We start from the raw sequence: 18,316 nt of genomic DNA, 5'->3' as shown, positions 1-18,316 counted from the left end.
AGCGGTTTTGCGTCGGATAATGCGAAAGAAAAGTAGTTACGCGGCCATGCGACTGACATCGGATTTCTGGGTTTCCGCATTGATCCGCCGAGTGCAGGGTGAGGGTGGCTTTGCCTATCTCGCCCGGCGCGGTTCGACGGAAGCAGGCGCGATATTCATCAAGGTCAGTTCGCGTTTCGGCACATGCGATCTTTATTCGCCTGCGCCGCAGACGTCCTATGAAGAAGACAATGATGGCGAGCGCAAGTTTCTGCGCATTCTCCACGATGCCGACGACATAGCGGCAGGCGACAGGATGCAGCGGGAAATCCGTTTTGATCCGGACCTGTGGCTGGTCGAACTGGAAGATGTGACCGACGCGTCTCTGTTCTTCACTATCGCGCAGGACGGCGAGACGTTCTGAACTTTACTTGGCGAACCTGCTATCCGCAGCCGGTCCATCGCTGTTGGCGGCCTCGGCCAGCGGTTCATCATCATGAGCCATTTCACGCAATTTACTGCGCAGCATGGCCGACATATCCTCGGCTTTCCAGCGGCGCACCAGCGCCATGGCTTTTTCCCGATCGATGGAACGGTAGATTTGCACGAATTCGCGCAGCCCGTCGCGATCGGTGTCGATGGTTCCCAGAACAGCGGTCATCACCAGAAAGCATTCGGCGGCGGGGAGGCCAAGCGCCTTCAAAGCAATCGGCAGATGCGACTCCGGCCATCTGCCGATGACGGCGTCAGCACGCTCGAACGACAGGTCGAGCGCATCGGCAAGCGCGTTGCGGAAAAACTGGCTGTCGATCAAAAGCGCCGTTTCGATCAGGCGGTCAGAGCCGATCAAGGTTCCCGCATTGAAGAAGGGCTGTTGCAGCGTGCGCGCGAGACGTTCCGAGCTGCCGCCGCTCATCAGCGGCGCTTTCGCTGCCGACAGATCGGGTATTTGCGGCTTTTCAAGCGGCTCGGCTTCGATATTCGCGAGATTGTCCTGCAGCGTCAGCGTGCGGTCGATCACCGGATCGGCGAAGCTGCGCAACACGCCTTGCAGCAGAATATCGCCGGACTGACGGCGGGCAATGGCGCGGGCATGGGCAAGCCCGTTCTGGCCGATGAGATCGATCAGGTCGCCCGGACGCAATAGCGGCGAACGCAGGAGAATGGGGGCCGAGATTTCCACCGGCTCGGCGGCAAGCGCGAGAATGATGCGGCGCGGGGCTTCTTCCAACTGGGCAAGGGCATTGGCTGCGTGACGCTTGCCGCGCGTGGTCGCGCACTGCAAAAGCGGCGTGACCAGATCTTCCAGCTGTTGCATGTCCTGACGACCGGGGCGCGTGATACCGGCGAACGCAGAAATCGCGGCCGCCAGAAGGTCGTCCGCTTTGCTCCCCGCTTTTGAATTCGACGGGCTCCGGTTGCCTGAAATTTCCTCCAGGGCGCGGAACTGATCATTTGTCACGCAGAATACTCCGGTAGGCATACACTCGCTGCCATCAAAGGTCCCCGCAATGGTCAGCACACCGGATAATAGGCATGAAGCCTTAGCAACTCATTAACCGTGCCGCAGAAGATCTGGATGCCTTTAGCTGCCCTCGAAGGGCGCGCACTGGGCGTCATCGAAGAAGCGTTGCACCTCTTTCTTCCAGGTCGCGTCGGGCATGAAAACACGCAACACGGCAGCCCCTTCGCCAATGTTCTGCTCGACGGCCAGAGATTGCGCATCAATCTGCGACCCGTCCGCCTTGAGGCTCGCCATGCCGACGGGATCCGCGATGATGAGATCAAGCTTGCGCTCATTGGAGACGTTATCGTTGATGCTGTAGAGATTGTCGCCATTCGGCGCATAGACCGACAAGGACCAGTAGGGGACAATGCCCGCCGTGGTCATATGAACCGGCCCGTCGGCCAGATCGAAACGGCAGGTCGCTTCCTTGACCAGCGGGTCGCTGTCGCCGACCGGGCCTTTGTTCTCGTCGAGAGCGAAGAAACGATAGGGCGTGGTGGCGCTTTCGATACGCGCCCACGCATTCGTGTCGGAATAGACCGGGACCAGCAACAGCACACAGATATGGACGATGGCTGCGCCGACGAGGCCGAGCAGGATGAGACGGATGATCCTACCCATGGCAGTCGTCCCCCGTGCGCACGAGTACAGGCATGACGAGATCGGACAGGCCCGACGAGCTTGCGGCGGGCGTGTCGTAAAGCGTCATGACGAGAATAAGGCCTCCACGGCCTTCCACCGGCAGCCAGTTGCCGGGGCGGGCATCGGGCCCAATGGTGATGGAAACACTGCCGTCGCTTTCATAGAGGACTTCTCTTGAATGAAGCGCTGCTTGCAGGCCGTCACGCGGCTTGATCGGAGTGAGGTTGGGCGTGGCCGGATAGATCGTCCAGAAACGGGCTGGCGGCGTGGCTCCGGTCAGGCGATAGGTGCAGCCGCGTTGCAAGTCGCGTCCGCTGCTGTCGCGGCGCGCAAAGAAGGGCAGCCCCTCTGCGGCGCCAAGCGCCAGATAGGCCTTGCGGGCGGCGCGGGCGCGCGAGTAGGGATCGGCATTCGCCGTCCCATCGTCGGGAAATGCGGTCCAGGCACCAACCTGCAATTCTCCAAAACCGTTGAAACGGTCGAGGATGAAATGGACGCTGAATATGCCCCCGCCGAGCGCAAGCGCCAGTACAAAAGCAGCTTTGAGAATGGTTTTAAGCATATATCCTCAAAGCACCGAAATCTTGGTCCGCTCGGCAATTTTCGGCAGAGGCGGTGCGGCCATGAAACGGTCGTGCAACTCCTTGAGAACCTTGGTTGCCATCGGAGAAAGAACCCGTGGCGGCGCTGCCATGGTTTCTTCCGGCTTGGCGTTGGCCACCTGTGGCGCAGGGTTTTTCGGCGGGGCGGGGAAAGGCGGCGTGACGCCGGGTATCGGCTTCAGTTCGACGTTTTGATGCGCATAGGACATCATGCGCTGCCATGCCATGGCAGGCAGAATGCCGCCGGTCAAATCCTTCATCGGCGTGAAATTGTCATTGCCGAACCAGACCGCCGCCGTGAAATTGCCGGTGAAGCCGACAAACCAGGCATCGCGATAGTTCTGCGTCGTGCCGGTCTTGCCGCCCACGCGGGTCATGGGCAGCGCGGCGCGACGGCCCGTCCCGCGCTCCGGCACCTGAACCAGCATCGAGTTCATCTCGAAAGCGGCCTTTTCAGACAGAGCGCGGTGCGGCTTTGGCGCATCGCGGGTGAAATCCCACAATACACGACCGTCCGAAGAAACGATCTGCGTGAAGGCGTGACGATTGCCCGCCATGCCACCATTCGGAAACACATTGAAGCCGGTGGCCTGATCCATCACCGTCATTTCGGATGTGCCAAGCACCATCGTCTTGTGCGAGGAGATCGGCGATTCCACACCCATCGCCTTGGTCAAGGCGACAATCGGTGCCGTGGTCAGATAATCCTTGGCGAGGCGCACCGGCACGCTGTTCAGCGAGCGCACGAGTGCCGTCGTCAGGTCGACCCGACCCGCGAAGCTGCGGCCATAATTGCGCGGCGACCAGTTGCCCCAGCTGACGGGCGCATCGGAGACGATGGTTTTGGGCGTCAGACCCTTTTCCATTGCTGCCGCATAGACATAAGGCTTGAAGGACGAGCCCGCCTGACGCAGCGCACGGGTAGCGCGGTTGAACTGGCTTTCGCCATAGTCGCGCCCGCCGACAAGCGCCCGCACCGAGCCGTCATTGGCGAGAACCACAGTTGCGGCCTCCGCAACATTATAGTCCTTGCCATATTGGCGCAGGTGATATTCGAGCGATTCCTCCGCTGCCCGCTGGATATTGCTGTCCAGCGTGGTGCGCACGATCAGCGTGTGCTGCGGCATCTGGCCTGCCACGCGCTTCACCTCATCGAAGGCCCAGTCGAGGAAATAGTCCGGGCTTTCATTCTTGGCGCGGTCGATGACACTCGCCGGATGACGGCGGGCGACGGCGACCTGACCTTCGCTCAGAAAACCGCTTTCCACCATATTGGACAAGACGACATTGGCGCGTGCGCGTGCAGCGGGCAGATTGACATGTGGCGCGAATTTGGCCGGTGCCTTGAACAGACCCGCCAGCATGGCGGCTTCCGCGAGCGAGACATCCTTGATGTTCTTGCCGAAATAGAATTCGGACGCGGCTGCAATACCGAATGTGCCGCCGCCCATATAGGCGCGGTCGAGATAGAGCTGAAGGATTTCCTTCTTGCTCAGATTGCTTTCCAGCCAGAGCGCCAGAAAGGCTTCCTTGATCTTGCGTTCCAGCGTTCGTTCGTTGGAGAGAAACAGGTTTTTTGCAAGCTGCTGGGTAATCGTCGAGCCGCCCTGCACAACGCCATTGGCGCGCATGTTCTGGCTGAGCGCACGGCTGAGGCCCCAGAAATCGATGCCATAATGGTCGAAGAAGCGCCGGTCTTCGGTGCCCAGTACCGCCTTGATGACATGATCCGGCAATTCATCGATGGGCACGGCCTGACGGTGGAGAATGCCGCGCTGGCCGATTTCATTGCCGTAACGGTCAAGGAAAGTGACGGCATAATCGTCCTGCGCGCGCCAGTCTTTCTTGGTTTCCTCAAAAGCGGGCAGCGCCAGCATCAAAAGCACGACAGAACCCGCGACGCCGAGCGTAAAACCCTCGTCCAGAACCTCGACGACAAAGCGCCGGAAACCGCGCACACGAAAACGGCGCGAAAAGATGGTTATGTTTTCCCACCATTCGCCGAGACGGAAATGCAGATTGTACAGGCCTGAATCAATCCAGGCGTCGAGTCCAATCAGGCGCGAAACCCGGAAGGGTTTCCGCTGCTTTTTTCCGGAATCTTTGTCTGCCGTATGACGCATAAACTCTGACTTCGGCACTAGAGAATTGGGAAATGCACTGAACTTGCTCTTTTATTATAGCAAACTAATAGGCCAGGAGCCTAGTGGGTGGAAGTTGACGATTGGTTGCCAAAGGAGGGAGGAGCAAATTTTTAATGGCAATCGTGAAAAAGCAGCAGAAACATAATGTTGCCCGCTATTTTATAATTCGGCGCTTTGAGCTGAGGGTGAAGCGGATGTTCCGGGCAGATGTTATTTTCAAGTATATGCTTAAATATGGAATTTGCAGCCCATATCATAAAACAGGAAAATATTCGTTAAATAGGAAAAAAGTCCTTGACTGCGTAACGGTGCTTTGGTAGTCATTCGGTACGGTCGAAGAAGTGTAACCGCAGTCGCTGACTGCGGGATTAACTTGTCGAACCAAACATGTTCATAACCCCGAAGGCGCTCGCGCTTCCGGGGTTTTTATGAGCACAGGTGCCGCAGTTGGATATCACGACAAGACAGGCGTGGCGGATTTTGCTTGGTGGTGGTTGGCATCTCTTTATCCCGCTTTACGTTTTTTGCTTCCGTGCCGCTGCAAGCCGCGCTGATGGCGCTTGGTTCGCATAATGCTGCGGGCGTACGGGAAAACGACGTTGCTGGGCATTCAGCAGGCGCATTAAGCGTACGGGTTTATGCACCGAGTAACGGTCTAAGAAACCCCGCACATGCTGCTCGGAATTCCCTGTGACAACAACTAGCTCAATTTCGAATAGACTGTCGGTCTTCGTTCCGGCGGACGGTGCTGCCTTGGATGGGCATAAAGCCAAGGCTTTCAGCGCTGCAGGGGTGCTTTCGGGCAGAATTCTCGCCTTCCTTACTACCTAACGTTATCGCAGAACTCCCAGCGCACGACCCGCCGCAGCCATTTGCGTGTGCCCTGTTTTCCTCGACGAGAAGAGGCGCGCGGTTGTCTATAAGCCTCACAACAAGATTGGAGGTCGTTATGAGCACCCTGAACGACACTTTTTTTGCGTCCGACATCGCCTGGCTGTGGTTCTCCAAGGTGGCAGGTTCAATTGCAGGCGCGATTATATCTCTTTTCTATATGCCGCCGCATTGCAGACGAGAGGCGGCGGCCCGCTTCGTGGTCGGCATTATCTGCGGCATAGTTTTCGGTGGCGCTGCAAGCGTCAAGATCACGAAAGCGTTAGCGCTTGAAGCGGTACTTGGACGAACGGAACTAATGCTCATAGGATCGACTTCGGCGAGCCTTGCCTCCTGGTCGGCTCTTGGGGTGTGTAAGCGTTTCAGCGAACGACTTAAAAATGCGGCCCTACCGGGCATTTTACCTTCTGCAAGGAGCTCCAATGGGGAAGCCGGATGTTCGAAGCCAAACGCTCATCGCTAAGGCTGGATGATGTGAGATCGACCGCGGCTTTTTTGGGCTACAAAACATTTCTGGCTTAGACGGCGAGGGGTGAGTGAGCGTGGCGCTTTCAGCTTAGCTCTGCGCTAACGCGCAATATGCACATTACGTTCTCGCAATCGCTCTCGCTCGACTAAAATCCGTTCTCACCTATTTGGCGGCACGGGCGGGTTGATGCCGACAACTCGCTTGGCGAAGACATTCCGCTCGGCGAGGAACGCGAACATTACGCAGTTGAGATTTGGCAAAATGGCGTTTCGGTTCGTAGCGAACAGGTCGCTGTACCGTCCTGGACCTATGCCAAGGTAATTCGCGCCGCCGACGTCGACGCGGATGCGTTCCAGTCGGTGTAGCGATGGTCAGCACGAAATCGACGCTGGTGATACGGCTATACTCAATCTGGCGGCTGGCCTATAATTTCTGGAGAAACGACGTGACGGACTACAAATCCTAGTATTTTCCCCGCACGGTCAGGTCCCGATAATTAAGGGGCTGGCGGGCGCTATCGGGATTGCGGACGGCATCTAGATCCCGAAGCACTAACAGATGTTTTACTGCAACTGGCGGCTGCAATCGCTGGAATTGTTACGATTTTTGGCGGTATCAGGGCAACATCGCGCATTTCATAATTTCACAAAGCGTGATAGCTAAGGGAAAATATTCTTTAAGATCTATAGCGGGAACAGGCTGTTCATGCATCGTTCAGCTGTCGCGCGCTATACAAGGCGGCATGATGAAAAAGAACTCTGCACTCAAAGTTTTCGCGCTTCTCGCGGTGAGTTTTGGCTTGTTGCCCGTCGGCGGCATTGCCGATGCTGGCGCCATGCCGATTGCTGCGCCGCAGACCTCCAATCTTCTGATCGCCGCTGCCAGCGACTGCGCCGCCGTGGGCGAACAGGTTGCGGCCAAACAGGGCGGACAGCTCGCCAAGGCCACCCCTTCCACCCAGAACGGTGCGCCGGTTTGCGTTGTCGTCGTGCTGGTCCCCGGTCGCGACGGTGAACGTCCGCGTCGCGTCGAAGTGGCTGTGCCCAATCGATAAAATTCCCGGCATGGGTTTTAGAGCCGGTTTGCGTTGTAAGAAGCAGACCGGCTTTTGCGTTGCATCTGATCCTTTGAAGGGAGACAGCCCGCTTGCGTATCCTGATTGTTGAGGACGACAAGGACCTGAACCGGCAACTTTCCGATGCGATGGTTGCCGCCGGTTATGTGGTCGATAGCGCCTATGACGGCGAAGAAGGTCATTTTCTGGGCGATACGGAACCCTATGATGCAGTGATTCTCGATATCGGACTGCCGCGTATTGACGGCATCAGCGTCGTGGAACGCTGGCGTCGGAACGGCCGTGCCATGCCTGTGCTCATGCTGACCGCCCGTGATCGCTGGAGCGACAAGGTTGCCGGTATCGATGCCGGTGCGGATGATTATGTCGCCAAGCCTTTTCATATCGAGGAAGTTTTGGCGCGGCTTCGTGCGCTCATTCGTCGTGCTGCCGGTCATGCCTCGTCGGAAATCGTCTGCGGTCCATTGCATCTCGACACCAAGACCTCCAAGGCCAGTGTTGACGGCGTGTCGCTGAAGCTGACCTCGCATGAATACCGGCTTTTGTCCTATCTCATGCATCATATGGACGAAGTGGTTTCCCGCACGGAACTGGTGGAGCATCTCTACGATCAGGATTTCGATCGCGATTCCAATACGATTGAAGTCTTCGTCGGACGCCTGCGCAAGAAGATGGGTGTCGATCTGATCGAGACCGTGCGCGGCATGGGTTATCGTATGCGCTCCGATACCGGAGCTGAACCGAAGGGGAACGACAACTGAAGCGTTTTCGCGTCATCCCATCGCTTCGCTCTCTCGCCGTTCGCGTCGTCACATTGTCGACGTTGTGGGTGATTGCCGCGCTGGTGGTGGTCGCGACCCTCATCGGCTCGCTTTATAGCGATGCCGCCCGCAGCAATTTCGAACGGCTTCTGACAGCACATCTATTCAGCCTTGTTGGCGCTGTCAGTGTATCGACGGAAGGCGTGCTTCAAGGACGTCCCGAACTGGGTGAACTGCGCTATTCAAGCCCGCTTTCCGGCTGGTACTGGTCGGTGGACCCGCTCGCACCCAATGTTAGCGGCAAGCTGGAATCGCCCTCGCTGATTGGGCGCATTGTCCCGGAAATGCCGATCACGCAGGCGCCTTTCGACAGTTCCTTCATGCGCAGCTATTCTTTGCCGGGACTCAATGGCGAAGAGCTTTTCATCGTCGAAACGGAAGTCGTGCTGGATAATGCGGGCCGGGTGGCCCGCTTCCGCGTGATGGGCAATCTCAGCGAAGTCATGAACGAGATTTCCGATTTCAGGACGAAGCTTGCCGCCTATCTTGCGGTGTTCGGTATCGGCAGCATCCTCATCAATGCAGCCATCATCCTGTTCGGCCTGCGCCCGCTCGACAAGGTGCGTCAGGCACTCACCGATATTCGCGAGGGGCGTTCATCCAAGCTCGATGCCTCACTGCCGATGGAAATTGCGCCGCTTGCCCGCGAAATGAATGCGTTGATCGAAAACAACCGCCGAATCGTCGAGCGGTCGAGAACGCAGGTCGGCAACCTCGCTCATTCGCTCAAGACGCCGCTGTCCGTGCTGGTCAATGAAGGCCGCGCCATCGGCGGCGATCAGGGCCGCGTCGTGCAGGAGCAGAGCGAGGCCATGCAGGTGCAGATCCAGCATTATCTGCAACGTGCGCGCATAGCGGCGCAACGGGACAGTGTGGTTTTCCGCACCTCTGTCGCGCCGGTGATGGAGCGCATGCAACGGGTGACCGCCAAGCTTAACCCTGCACTGCATGTCAGCTTGCGCAATGATCTCCCGCACGCGATCTTCGCCGGTGAAAAGGAAGACCTTGAGGAAATCATCGGCAACCTGCTTGAAAATGCCGGAAAATGGGCAAGCCGTCGGGTGAATATCACCGTTGGGGCAGCAATGGGCGGGCAACGGCAGTTTGAAATCGTAATCGAGGATGACGGGCCGGGACTTGAGGACGACAAGATCGAGGCCGCATTGAAACGCGGCAGCCGCGTGGACGAAACCAAGCCGGGCACAGGTCTGGGGCTTGCCATCGTGCAGGATACCGTTCGTGAATATGGCGGCCAGTTGCATCTCGACCGCAGCCCGCTCGGGGGCCTGCGTGTTCGCAGTGTGTTGCCGCTTGCCGAAGATTAAGGTTGTCTTTTAGGCTGAAACGGCGTCTTTGCTTTTTAGCATTTCCGTATGCAAAACAGGCTCACATTTTTGCGGGAAATGCTCTAAGAAATTGAAATTACAAGATCGCATGATGCGATAATATGCAAGCTCATTGGTTCATGAGGGCCGGTTTGTTATGATGATGGAATTGAGGTTTTCTTCTCCGGTTCTGGTCGTTCCGACCATGGTTGCGCTGTCGCTGGCCTTGGCGGCATGTGGCACATCGGGTGGTGGCAGAGGGCTGACATCGCTTGGCGGATCGTCGTCATCTGCAAAGCCGGAATCGAGCCTGCTCGCATCGCTGGGCAACGGCCTGCTTGGCAATGCGGCAAACCAGCTGAGCGCGGGCGACCGCAAAAAAGCGCTGGAAGCCGAATATCGTGCGCTTGAATATTCGCCAGCCGGCAAAGCCGTTTCCTGGAGCGGCGGTTCGAACTCCGGTGATGTCACTGCGGCACAGCCTTATCAGGTCGGCTCGCAGAATTGCCGCCAATATTCGCACACCTTCGATATTGGCGGTTCGCAGCAGACCGTGCGCGGCACCGCCTGCCGCAACACGGACGGCAGCTGGACGCCGCTGACCTGATCAACTCACGGGCGGCCTTTGCGGCGAATTGCCCTAGGCGGCCAGTTGTGGCAGGTAGAGGTTGGTTTTTCCCATGCCTACGCTTAAGTCGTAGCCATGGGATTTTGGTTGATTGCAGCATTATTGACGTTAGCAGCCACTTTGGCTGTCTTGTTGCCTCTAACGCGGCGCAAGCAGGCTTTTTTGCCTGCCGAAAAGAACGACCTTGAAGTTTATCGCGATCAACTGCGCGAGGTCGAATCCGATGCCGCGCGCGGCATGATCGACCCGCAAAGCGCCGAACAGGCGCGAATTGAAATTTCCCGTCGCATTCTGAGTGCTGAAAAGGTAAGTCAGGACGCTGTGAGCGCAGCGCAGGCCACAAAGTCGGGCCGCGTTCTGGCCTTGGTTGCCGTGCTGGCGGTCCCATTGATCGCCTGGGGCGTCTATCCGCTTTTTGGCAAGCCGGACGTGCCATCCATGCCGCTTGCGGACCGTCTCTCCGATAATCCTGATCGCGGTTCCGTTGATGAACTGATCGCGCGGGCCGAAGCGCATCTGGCGAAAAATCCCGACGATGCGCGCGGCTGGGATGTGCTGGCGCCGATTTATATGCGTCTTGGCCGTCCAGCGGATGCGGTGAATGCCTATCGTTCTTCCATGCGCATTGACGGCGAAAATTTCCCGCGCTTGCTGGGTCTGGCCGAAGGGCTTGCCGCAGTTTCCGGCGGCACGATCACCGCCGAGGCAGAAACGTTTCTGAACAAAGCTGTCGCGCTCGATCCGAACGATCCGCGTCCGCAATTCTATCTTGCGCAAGGCGAGATGCAGGACGGTCGCCCCGATGCCGCCGCCGCCCGTCTCAAGACCCTTCTGGACAAGGCGCCAGCTGATGCCCCCTGGCGTGGTCAGGTCGAACAGGCCATTGCGCGGCTAAGCAATCCTTCGGCCAACCAGCCGACAGAGCAAAAAGGCCCGTCATCCGACGATATCGAAGCGGCTTCGTCCCTGTCGGCGGAAGACCGTCAGACGATGATCGAGGGCATGGTTCAACGTCTTGATGAAAGTCTTCGCCAGAATAGCGGGGATGTCGAAGGCTGGAAGCGTCTCGTGCGCTCCTATATGATCCTGCATCGCCGCGATGCGGCGCTTGATGCCCTGAACCGGGGCATGACCGCCCTTGCGGAAGAACAGCGGACCGAACTTCGCAGTTTTGCATCCGGCTTGGGTCTAGAGGCACAGAAATGAGCGCGACCGCAGAAGAAAACGCACGCAAGCCGAAACCTGCTGGCAGTCTTGCCCGGACAATCGGCCAGAGAAAACGCAAGCGCCTGATGTTGATCGGCGGTGCGCTGGCGGTTCTGGCCGTGGCGGTTGGCTTGATGCTGATGGCCTTCAATCAGGACATCCGTTTCTTTCGCACGCCCGCTGATCTGACGGAACAGGAATTGACGTCCGGTTCTCGTTTTCGTCTGGGTGGTCTGGTCGAGGAAGGCTCGGTCAGCCGAGAAGGCAGCGAGCTGCGCTTCACCGTCACCGATACGATCAAGACCGTGAAAGTGGTGTTCGAAGGCATTCCGCCCGACCTGTTCCGTGAAGGGCAGGGTGTGGTGGCCGAAGGACGTTTCGGACAAGATGGCGTGTTTCGCGCCGACAATGTGCTTGCCAAGCATGACGAGAACTATGTTCCCAAGGATCTTGCCGATAGCCTGAAGGCCAAAGGCGTGTGGGAAGGTAAATAATTATGCCGGGAGACTGCCTATGAGTGTCGAGATCGGCCATTTTGCTCTGGTGCTGGCGCTGGCTCTGTCGATCGTTCAGTCGGTCGTGCCGGTGATCGGCGCCCGCCGACGCGACACGCAGCTCATGTCGGTGGCCGTGCCAACGGCGCTTGCGGTTTTTGCGCTTGTCGTCCTGTCCTCAGCGGTGCTGGTCCATGCCTATGTCGTGTCCGATTTCTCGGTCCTGAACGTTGTCGAAAACTCGCATTCGCAAAAGCCGCTTCTCTATAAGATCACCGGCGTCTGGGGGAACCATGAAGGCTCCATGCTGTTGTGGGTGTTCATCCTGACGCTTTTCAGCGCGCTGGTCGCGGCATTTTCCGGCAATCTGCCTGAAACATTGCGTGCTAATGTGCTGGCCGTGCAGGGCTGGATCGCTGTGGCTTTTCTGGCCTTCATCATCTTCACGTCGAACCCGTTCACGCGCATCCTTCCGGCCCCGATGGAAGGCGGCGATCTCAATCCGATCTTGCAGGATATCGGCCTCGCCATTCATCCGCCGCTACTTTATCTCGGCTATGTCGGTTTTTCCGTCTGCTTCTCCTTTGCTGTCGCCGCCCTTCTGGAAGGTCGTCTTGATGCAGCCTGGGCGCGCTGGGTGCGGCCATGGACGCTGGTGGCATGGGTGTTCCTGACCGGCGGCATCGCAATGGGTTCCTACTGGGCCTATTACGAGCTCGGCTGGGGCGGCTGGTGGTTCTGGGACCCGGTCGAAAACGCATCCTTCATGCCATGGCTGGTCGGCACCGCCTTGCTGCATTCCGCGCTGGTCATGGAAAAGCGCTCGGCGCTGAAAATCTGGACGGTCCTGCTGGCGATCCTGACCTTCTCGCTATCGCTGCTCGGAACCTTCCTCGTGCGTTCCGGCGTGCTGACCTCGGTGCATAGTTTCGCGACCGATCCGGGGCGCGGGCTTTTCATTCTGGCCATTCTCGCCATTTTTATCGGCGGTTCCCTGTCGCTGTTCGCGCTTCGCGTCCAGAGCCTCACCGCTGGCGGCATTTTCCATCCGATTTCGCGGGAAGGGGCGCTGGTCTTCAACAACCTGTTCCTGACCACGGCCGCTGCGACCGTTCTGATCGGTACGCTTTACCCGCTGCTGCTGGAAGTCATGACGGGCGAGAAGATTTCCGTCGGCGCGCCGTTCTTCAACATGACCTTCGGTCCGCTAATGATCCCGCTTCTGTTTGCGGTGCCGTTTGGGCCGCTTCTCGCCTGGAAACGCGGCGACCTTTACGGCGTGGCCCAGCGACTGATGACGGCTTTCGCCCTGGCGCTGGTTGTGGCCGGTATCGTGCTTTGGACCACTTCGGCCAAATCGCTGCTTGCGGCTTGCGGCGTCGGTCTCGCCGCCTGGCTGATTTTCGGTAGCCTTACCGATCTGGTACAGAAAGCCGGTATCGGCAAGGTTTCGGCAACGAAGGCCTGGGCGCGTTTCAAGGGGCTGCCGCGCTCCGTTTTCGGAACGGCGCTGGCGCATATCGGTCTTGGCGTGACGCTGCTCGGTATCGTGAGCGTGACGACCTTCGGCACCGAAAACGTGCTCATCATGCGTGCGGGCGATACGGTCAAGGTTCAGGACTACACGTTGCGTTTTGACGGGTTGCGGCCTTTGACGGGTCCGAATTTTACGGAAAATCGCGGTACGTTCACTTTGCTCGATTCCAGTGCGCGCGATCTTGGCCGGATAGAGCCATCCAAGCGCTTCTTCCCGGCACGCCAGATGCCGACGACCGAATCGGGCATTCGCACGCTCTGGTTCAGTCAGGTCTATGTGGCACTGGGCGATGAGCCGGGCGACGGTTCGGTGGTCGTTCGTATCTGGTGGAAACCGCAGGTCACGCTCATTTGGTATGGCGCATTGGTTATGATGCTGGGCGGCCTGTTTTCGCTGGCCGACCGCCGCTTGCGCGTCGGCGCACCTGCCTCCAAGCGAAAGACCTCGTCGCAGGAAGCGGAGGCCGCAGCATGAAGATGCGCAACCTCTTTGCCACGTGTGCCCTTGCCGTTGCTCTGGCCATTCAGGGAACGGCGGCACTCGCCGTCAACCCGGATGAAGTTCTGCCCGACCCGGCGCTTGAAAAGCGCGCCCGCACCATATCCGGCGAGTTGCGCTGCATGGTGTGCCAGAACGAATCCATCGATGATTCGAATGCCGAGCTTGCCCGCGATCTGCGCCTTCTCGTCCGTGACCGCCTGAAAGCAGGTGATACGGACGATCAGGTGAAGGATTTTGTGGTTGCCCGTTATGGTGAGTTCGTGCTGTTGAAGCCGCGCCTGTCGGCCCGCACGGTTCTGCTCTGGGGATTTCCGGTCATGGTGCTTCTGATCGGCGCGGTGGCGCTCGTCTTCGCGTTTCGGGGGCGACGCAGGCTTGGCGAAGCGGCGCAGCCGCTTTCCGAAAGCGAAAAAGCTGAGCTTTCCCGACTTCTGAATAATAAATAATCCTCTATATTTATGAGCAAGTTTCTACCTTGCGCGCGCTCAACCTTACGAAACTTTCATGTTGCGGAAATTGAGCGGTAAGGTAGCTGTAGCTATCCTGCGCTCTATAAAGGATCTTCAGGGCCTCGTTTCCCGATGACGAGAACACGGGCCGATTACTGCTCGCAAGGAGAAATAGATGTCCAGAGCTAAGACTTCCCATTACCGCAAGAGCGTTGCAGCCGTTGCAGTTTGCGCTGCCCTTGCAGGCGCGTTTGTCGCGACTGGCCCGCTTGGCGCACTCAACGATGCCCGCGCGGAAGCCGTTCAGGTGACGCCGCCGCAGCAGACTGTCGGCTTCGCTGATCTGGTTTCAAAGGTACGTCCTGCCGTCGTCAGCGTCACCGTGAAGAAGAACGTTCAGGAAGCCGATAGCCGTGGCGGTCAGAATTTTGGTGCGCGCGGTTTTGACCAGCTGCCCGACGATCATCCGCTGAAGCGCTTCTTCCGTGATTTCGGCATGGAACCGCCGAGTGGCGATGCGCGTCCCGATGGTCGCCGTGGCCCCGGCAAGCGTCCGGGCCGTCCGGGTCATGAGCGCCCCTATGCACAGGGCTCCGGCTTCTTCATCTCTGAAGACGGTTATGTTGTCACCAACAATCACGTCGTTTCCGACGGTGACGCCTATACGGTCGTCATGGATGACGGCACCGAACTCGACGCCAAGCTGATCGGCACCGATCCGCGCACCGACCTTGCCGTGCTGAAGGTTGACGATGCCAAGCGCAAGTTCACTTATGTCGCTTTCGGCGATGACAATCAGGTGCGCGTCGGCGATTGGGTTGTTGCAGTCGGCAATCCGTTCGGTCTCGGCGGCACGGTGACCTCGGGTATCGTTTCGGCCCGTGGCCGTGACATCGGAGCTGGTCCTTACGACGACTTCATCCAGATCGACGCGGCTGTGAACAAGGGCAACTCGGGTGGCCCGGCTTTCAACCTGTCCGGTCAGGTCGTCGGCATCAACACCGCCATTTTCTCGCCTTCGGGCGGCAGCGTCGGTATCGCCTTCGCAATCCCGTCGGGCACTGCAAAGCAGGTTGTCGATCAGCTCATCAAGAAGGGCTCGGTTGAGCGCGGCTGGATTGGCGTGCAGATCCAGCCGGTGACGAAGGATATCGCTGCTTCGCTTGGTCTGGCCGAGGAAAAGGGCGCAATCGTCGCTGCACCGCAGAAGGATGGTCCCGCAGCCAAGGCTGGCATTCAGGCCGGTGACGTGATCACCGCCGTAAATGGGGAAACGGTACAGGATCCGCGTGATCTGGCCCGCAAGGTTGCCGGTATCAATCCGGGCGAAAAGGCAGCCCTCAGCGTCTGGCGCAAGAACAAGGCTGAAGAAATCAGCATCACCATCGAGGCGATGCCGAAGGATCTGAAGCAGGCTGGCGGTACGACGGATGAAGACAAGGGCGGCCAGCAGAGCGAAACGCTCGACAGCTACGGCCTGACCGTGACGCCTTCGGAAGATGGTGACGGCGTGGTGGTTACCGATGTCGATCCCGATAGCGATGCCGCCGACCGTGGCGTTCGCTCCGGCGATGTCATCGTCAGCGTCAACAACCAGACGGTGAAGAGCGCCAAAGACATCAACAACGCCATCAGCGAAGCCTCCAAGTCGGGTCGCAAGGCTGTGCTGCTGCAATTGCAGAGCAACGATCAGAGCCGCTTCGTGGCCTTGCCGATCGATCAGGGTTGATGACCGGTATCCGTAGCGACTTCTGAACAATCGATGCCAGGCGGGTAACTGCCTGGCATCGTCTTAGAGCGCGTTTCGATCTGATTGCATCAGATCTGCGCTCTCAGTTTTTGTTTACGCACCTCTTATCCGAAAACTGTCTTACACTTTTCGGGATGTGCTTTATCTCCGAATGTAATTTATAAGTGGCGCCATGAAAATTCTCGTTATTGAAGATGACCGCGAAGCTGCTCGTTATCTGGAGAAAGCTTTCAGCGAAGCCGGACATTCGGCAGATATTGCCGGTGACGGCGAGACCGGTTATGCGCTGGCGGAAAACGGCACTTATGACGTGCTGGTCGTGGACCGTATGCTGCCGAAGCGCGATGGACTGTCTGTCGTGGCGGGCCTGCGGGCCAAGGGCATGGAAACGCCGGTGCTAATTCTATCTGCGCTCGGCGAAGTCGATGACCGCGTGACGGGCCTGCGTGCTGGCGGCGATGACTATCTGACCAAGCCCTATGCATTTTCCGAGCTTCTGGCGCGCGTAGAAGTATTGCAGCGCCGTTCCAGCCCACGCGAGGCGGACACAATCTATCGCGTCGGCGATCTCGAGCTTGACCGGCTTGCGCATACGGCGCGCCGTCAGGATGTCGATATCACGCTGCAACCGCGTGAATTTCGCCTTCTCGAATATCTCATGCGTCATGCCGGGCAGGTGGTGACCCGCACCATGCTGCTGGAAAATGTATGGGATTATCACTTCGACCCTCAGACCAATGTGATCGACGTGCATATTTCGCGTCTGCGCTCCAAGATCGAAAAGGGCTTTGACGGCCCGCTGCTGCATACGGTGCGTGGCGCCGGTTACATGCTGAAGGCCGGGCGTGCCAAACAGACCGCCGCCAAGGTGGACTGATGGGTCGGTTTTCCGCGCTTATGCGCACCACGGCGGTGCGCCTGTCGGCTCTTTATCTGCTTCTCTTCGTGGTCGGGGCCGTCGCATTGGTCTTTTACATGACCAATCTGTCGGCTTCGATCCTCACCGCCCAGACCCAACAGGCACTGGGCGAAGAGGTGGCCAGCATCGGCAAGAGCTATGCGCGCGGCGGTATTCCGCAGCTTGTGCGCAGCATCGATTATCGCTCGCGCCAGCCGGGCGCTTATCTTTATCTGGTCGCCGACCCAACGGGGCGCATTCTGGCAGGCAATGTCGAAAGCGTGGAACCAGGCGTGCTGGACACGGACGGCATTGTTGAGCGCGCCTTTGTCTACAAGCGCTATGGCGAACAGGGGGCAGAAAGCGATCATCGCGCCGTTGCCGTGGTAATTGCGCTGCCAAATGGCATGCGCCTGATGGTCGGGCGCGATCTTGGCGAGCCGGAGCGCTTCCGCGACATCATTCGCAGTTCACTCATGCTGGCGCTTGGCATTATGGGCGCGGGCGCGCTTTTGATCTGGCTCGTGGTCGGACGCCGCGCCTTGAAGCGCATCGATGACGTATCCAAAGCCTCGCAGCGTATCATGGATGGCGACCTGACCGGGCGTCTGCCGGTCAACGGCTCGGGCGATGAATTCGACCGGTTGTCGGGCAATCTCAATGTCATGCTCGGGCGCATATTGGAGTTGAATGAAGGGCTGAAGCAGGTTTCCGATAATATTGCTCACGATCTCAAGACGCCGCTGACCCGGCTGCGCAATCGCGCCGAGGAAGCACTGGCGGGCAAAAAGGCGGGGCCGGAATATCGGGAAGCTCTGGAAGATATCATTGGCGAATCGGATCAGTTGATCCGCACCTTCAACGCGATCCTGATGATTTCGCGTCTTGAGGCTGGTTATTCGACGGAAAACCTCGAAGACCTGCCGGTCGCGCCCATCGTGCGTGATGTGGCGGAGATGTATGAGCCGGTGGCGGAAGACGCGAATGGGAAGCTGACGCTTGGCGCTCTGGACGAGGTGGTGCTGCATATCAACCGCGAACTGGTGGGCCAGACAGTTTCGAACCTCGTGGACAATGCGATCAAATATGCCAGTTGCGAGGAACGCGAGGCAAATGTCTCGCTCGCCATGGAGCGCGATGCTAACTGGGTGCGGATCATCGTGGCCGATAATGGACCGGGCATCCCCGAGGAAAAACGCGAACAGGCGACAGAACGTTTCGTGCGTCTGGAGGAAAGCCGTACGCAACCGGGTTCCGGCCTCGGTTTGAGTCTTGCCAAGGCGGTCATGAAGTTGCACGGTGGCGCGCTTCGTCTTGAAAGCAACGAACCGGGACTGCGTGCTGTTCTGGAATTCCCGTTGCCGCAGGGCGAGGTGAAATAAGCATAATTCGATGAGG

Annotated in this window: 17 protein-coding genes; 13 read left to right on the top strand and 4 right to left on the bottom strand. The window is 58.5% G+C overall.

Annotated elements, in window-relative coordinates; genetic code table 11:
• Positions 1–46: 46 nt before the first annotated feature.
• Complete coding sequence (locus WIX40_RS10830) at positions 47–403, top strand: DUF1491 family protein (protein WP_121535498.1); 357 nt, start codon at positions 47–49, stop codon at positions 401–403.
• Between the two features lie 3 nt (positions 404–406).
• Here the strand turns inward: WIX40_RS10830 and WIX40_RS10825 are convergent, their stop codons facing one another.
• From WIX40_RS10825 to WIX40_RS10810, 4 genes are all read right to left on the bottom strand, one after another.
• The gene (locus WIX40_RS10825; RefSeq protein ID WP_121535501.1) at positions 407–1,441 is read right to left on the bottom strand and encodes a DUF2336 domain-containing protein; all 1,035 of its coding nucleotides are present in this window, start codon (positions 1,439–1,441) and stop codon (positions 407–409) included.
• 123 nt (positions 1,442–1,564) lie between these two features.
• On the bottom strand, positions 1,565–2,107 hold the full coding sequence (locus tag WIX40_RS10820) for a DUF1254 domain-containing protein (RefSeq protein ID WP_121535504.1): 543 nt from the start codon (positions 2,105–2,107) through the stop codon (positions 1,565–1,567).
• Positions 2,100–2,690, bottom strand: coding sequence for a DUF1214 domain-containing protein (locus tag WIX40_RS10815; RefSeq protein WP_121535507.1), 591 nt, complete (start codon positions 2,688–2,690; stop codon positions 2,100–2,102). The genes WIX40_RS10820 and WIX40_RS10815 overlap by 8 nt, the downstream gene beginning before the upstream one ends.
• A 6-nt stretch (positions 2,691–2,696) precedes the next feature.
• A complete protein-coding gene (locus WIX40_RS10810; RefSeq protein WP_109368600.1) occupies positions 2,697–4,853 on the bottom strand; it encodes a penicillin-binding protein 1A in 2,157 nt (718 codons plus the stop codon).
• 970 nt (positions 4,854–5,823) lie between these two features.
• Here WIX40_RS10810 and WIX40_RS10805 point away from each other — a divergent pair.
• From WIX40_RS10805 to WIX40_RS10750, 12 genes are all read left to right on the top strand, one after another.
• Complete coding sequence (locus tag WIX40_RS10805; RefSeq protein WP_339439869.1) at positions 5,824–6,228, top strand: DUF6107 family protein; 405 nt, start codon at positions 5,824–5,826, stop codon at positions 6,226–6,228.
• Positions 6,229–6,979: 751 nt separating this feature from the next.
• A complete protein-coding gene (locus WIX40_RS10800; protein ID WP_109368603.1) occupies positions 6,980–7,288 on the top strand; it encodes a hypothetical protein in 309 nt (102 codons plus the stop codon).
• Positions 7,289–7,380: 92 nt separating this feature from the next.
• On the top strand, positions 7,381–8,070 hold the full coding sequence (locus WIX40_RS10795; protein ID WP_109368604.1) for a response regulator transcription factor: 690 nt from the start codon (positions 7,381–7,383) through the stop codon (positions 8,068–8,070).
• A gap of 53 nt (positions 8,071–8,123) precedes the next feature.
• A complete protein-coding gene (locus WIX40_RS10790; RefSeq protein ID WP_235858863.1) occupies positions 8,124–9,455 on the top strand; it encodes an ATP-binding protein in 1,332 nt (443 codons plus the stop codon).
• A 157-nt stretch (positions 9,456–9,612) separates the two neighbouring features.
• Entirely contained in the window at positions 9,613–10,062 is a 450-nt protein-coding gene (locus tag WIX40_RS10785; protein WP_121535510.1) for an RT0821/Lpp0805 family surface protein, read from the top strand.
• 96 nt (positions 10,063–10,158) lie between these two features.
• Positions 10,159–11,289 carry a c-type cytochrome biogenesis protein CcmI gene (ccmI, locus tag WIX40_RS10780; protein ID WP_121535513.1) on the top strand — a complete coding sequence of 377 codons (1,131 nt, stop codon included), beginning with the start codon at positions 10,159–10,161 and terminating at the stop codon, positions 11,287–11,289.
• Entirely contained in the window at positions 11,286–11,783 is a 498-nt protein-coding gene (gene ccmE, locus WIX40_RS10775; RefSeq protein ID WP_109368608.1) for a cytochrome c maturation protein CcmE, read from the top strand. The genes ccmI and ccmE overlap by 4 nt, the downstream gene beginning before the upstream one ends.
• A gap of 19 nt (positions 11,784–11,802) precedes the next feature.
• Positions 11,803–13,794: a heme lyase CcmF/NrfE family subunit gene (locus tag WIX40_RS10770; RefSeq protein WP_121535515.1), complete on the top strand. Its 1,992-nt coding sequence runs from the start codon at positions 11,803–11,805 to the stop codon at positions 13,792–13,794.
• Complete coding sequence (locus WIX40_RS10765; protein ID WP_339439868.1) at positions 13,791–14,267, top strand: cytochrome c-type biogenesis protein; 477 nt, start codon at positions 13,791–13,793, stop codon at positions 14,265–14,267. The genes WIX40_RS10770 and WIX40_RS10765 overlap by 4 nt, the downstream gene beginning before the upstream one ends.
• Positions 14,268–14,445: 178 nt before the next feature.
• A complete protein-coding gene (locus WIX40_RS10760; protein WP_109368611.1) occupies positions 14,446–15,999 on the top strand; it encodes a Do family serine endopeptidase in 1,554 nt (517 codons plus the stop codon).
• Positions 16,000–16,192: 193 nt separating this feature from the next.
• Entirely contained in the window at positions 16,193–16,897 is a 705-nt protein-coding gene (locus WIX40_RS10755) for a response regulator transcription factor (RefSeq protein WP_109368612.1), read from the top strand.
• Entirely contained in the window at positions 16,894–18,300 is a 1,407-nt protein-coding gene (locus tag WIX40_RS10750) for a sensor histidine kinase (RefSeq protein WP_171318999.1), read from the top strand. Before WIX40_RS10755 ends, WIX40_RS10750 begins: the two co-directional genes overlap by 4 nt.
• The last annotated feature ends 16 nt before the right edge of the window (positions 18,301–18,316 follow it).

This window comes from Ochrobactrum teleogrylli, from assembly GCF_037482325.1.
GTDB classification, from domain to species: domain Bacteria; phylum Pseudomonadota; class Alphaproteobacteria; order Rhizobiales; family Rhizobiaceae; genus Brucella; species Brucella teleogrylli.
Note: the sequence above shows the minus strand (reverse complement) of the source record. Positions and strands in the feature narration are given on the sequence as shown.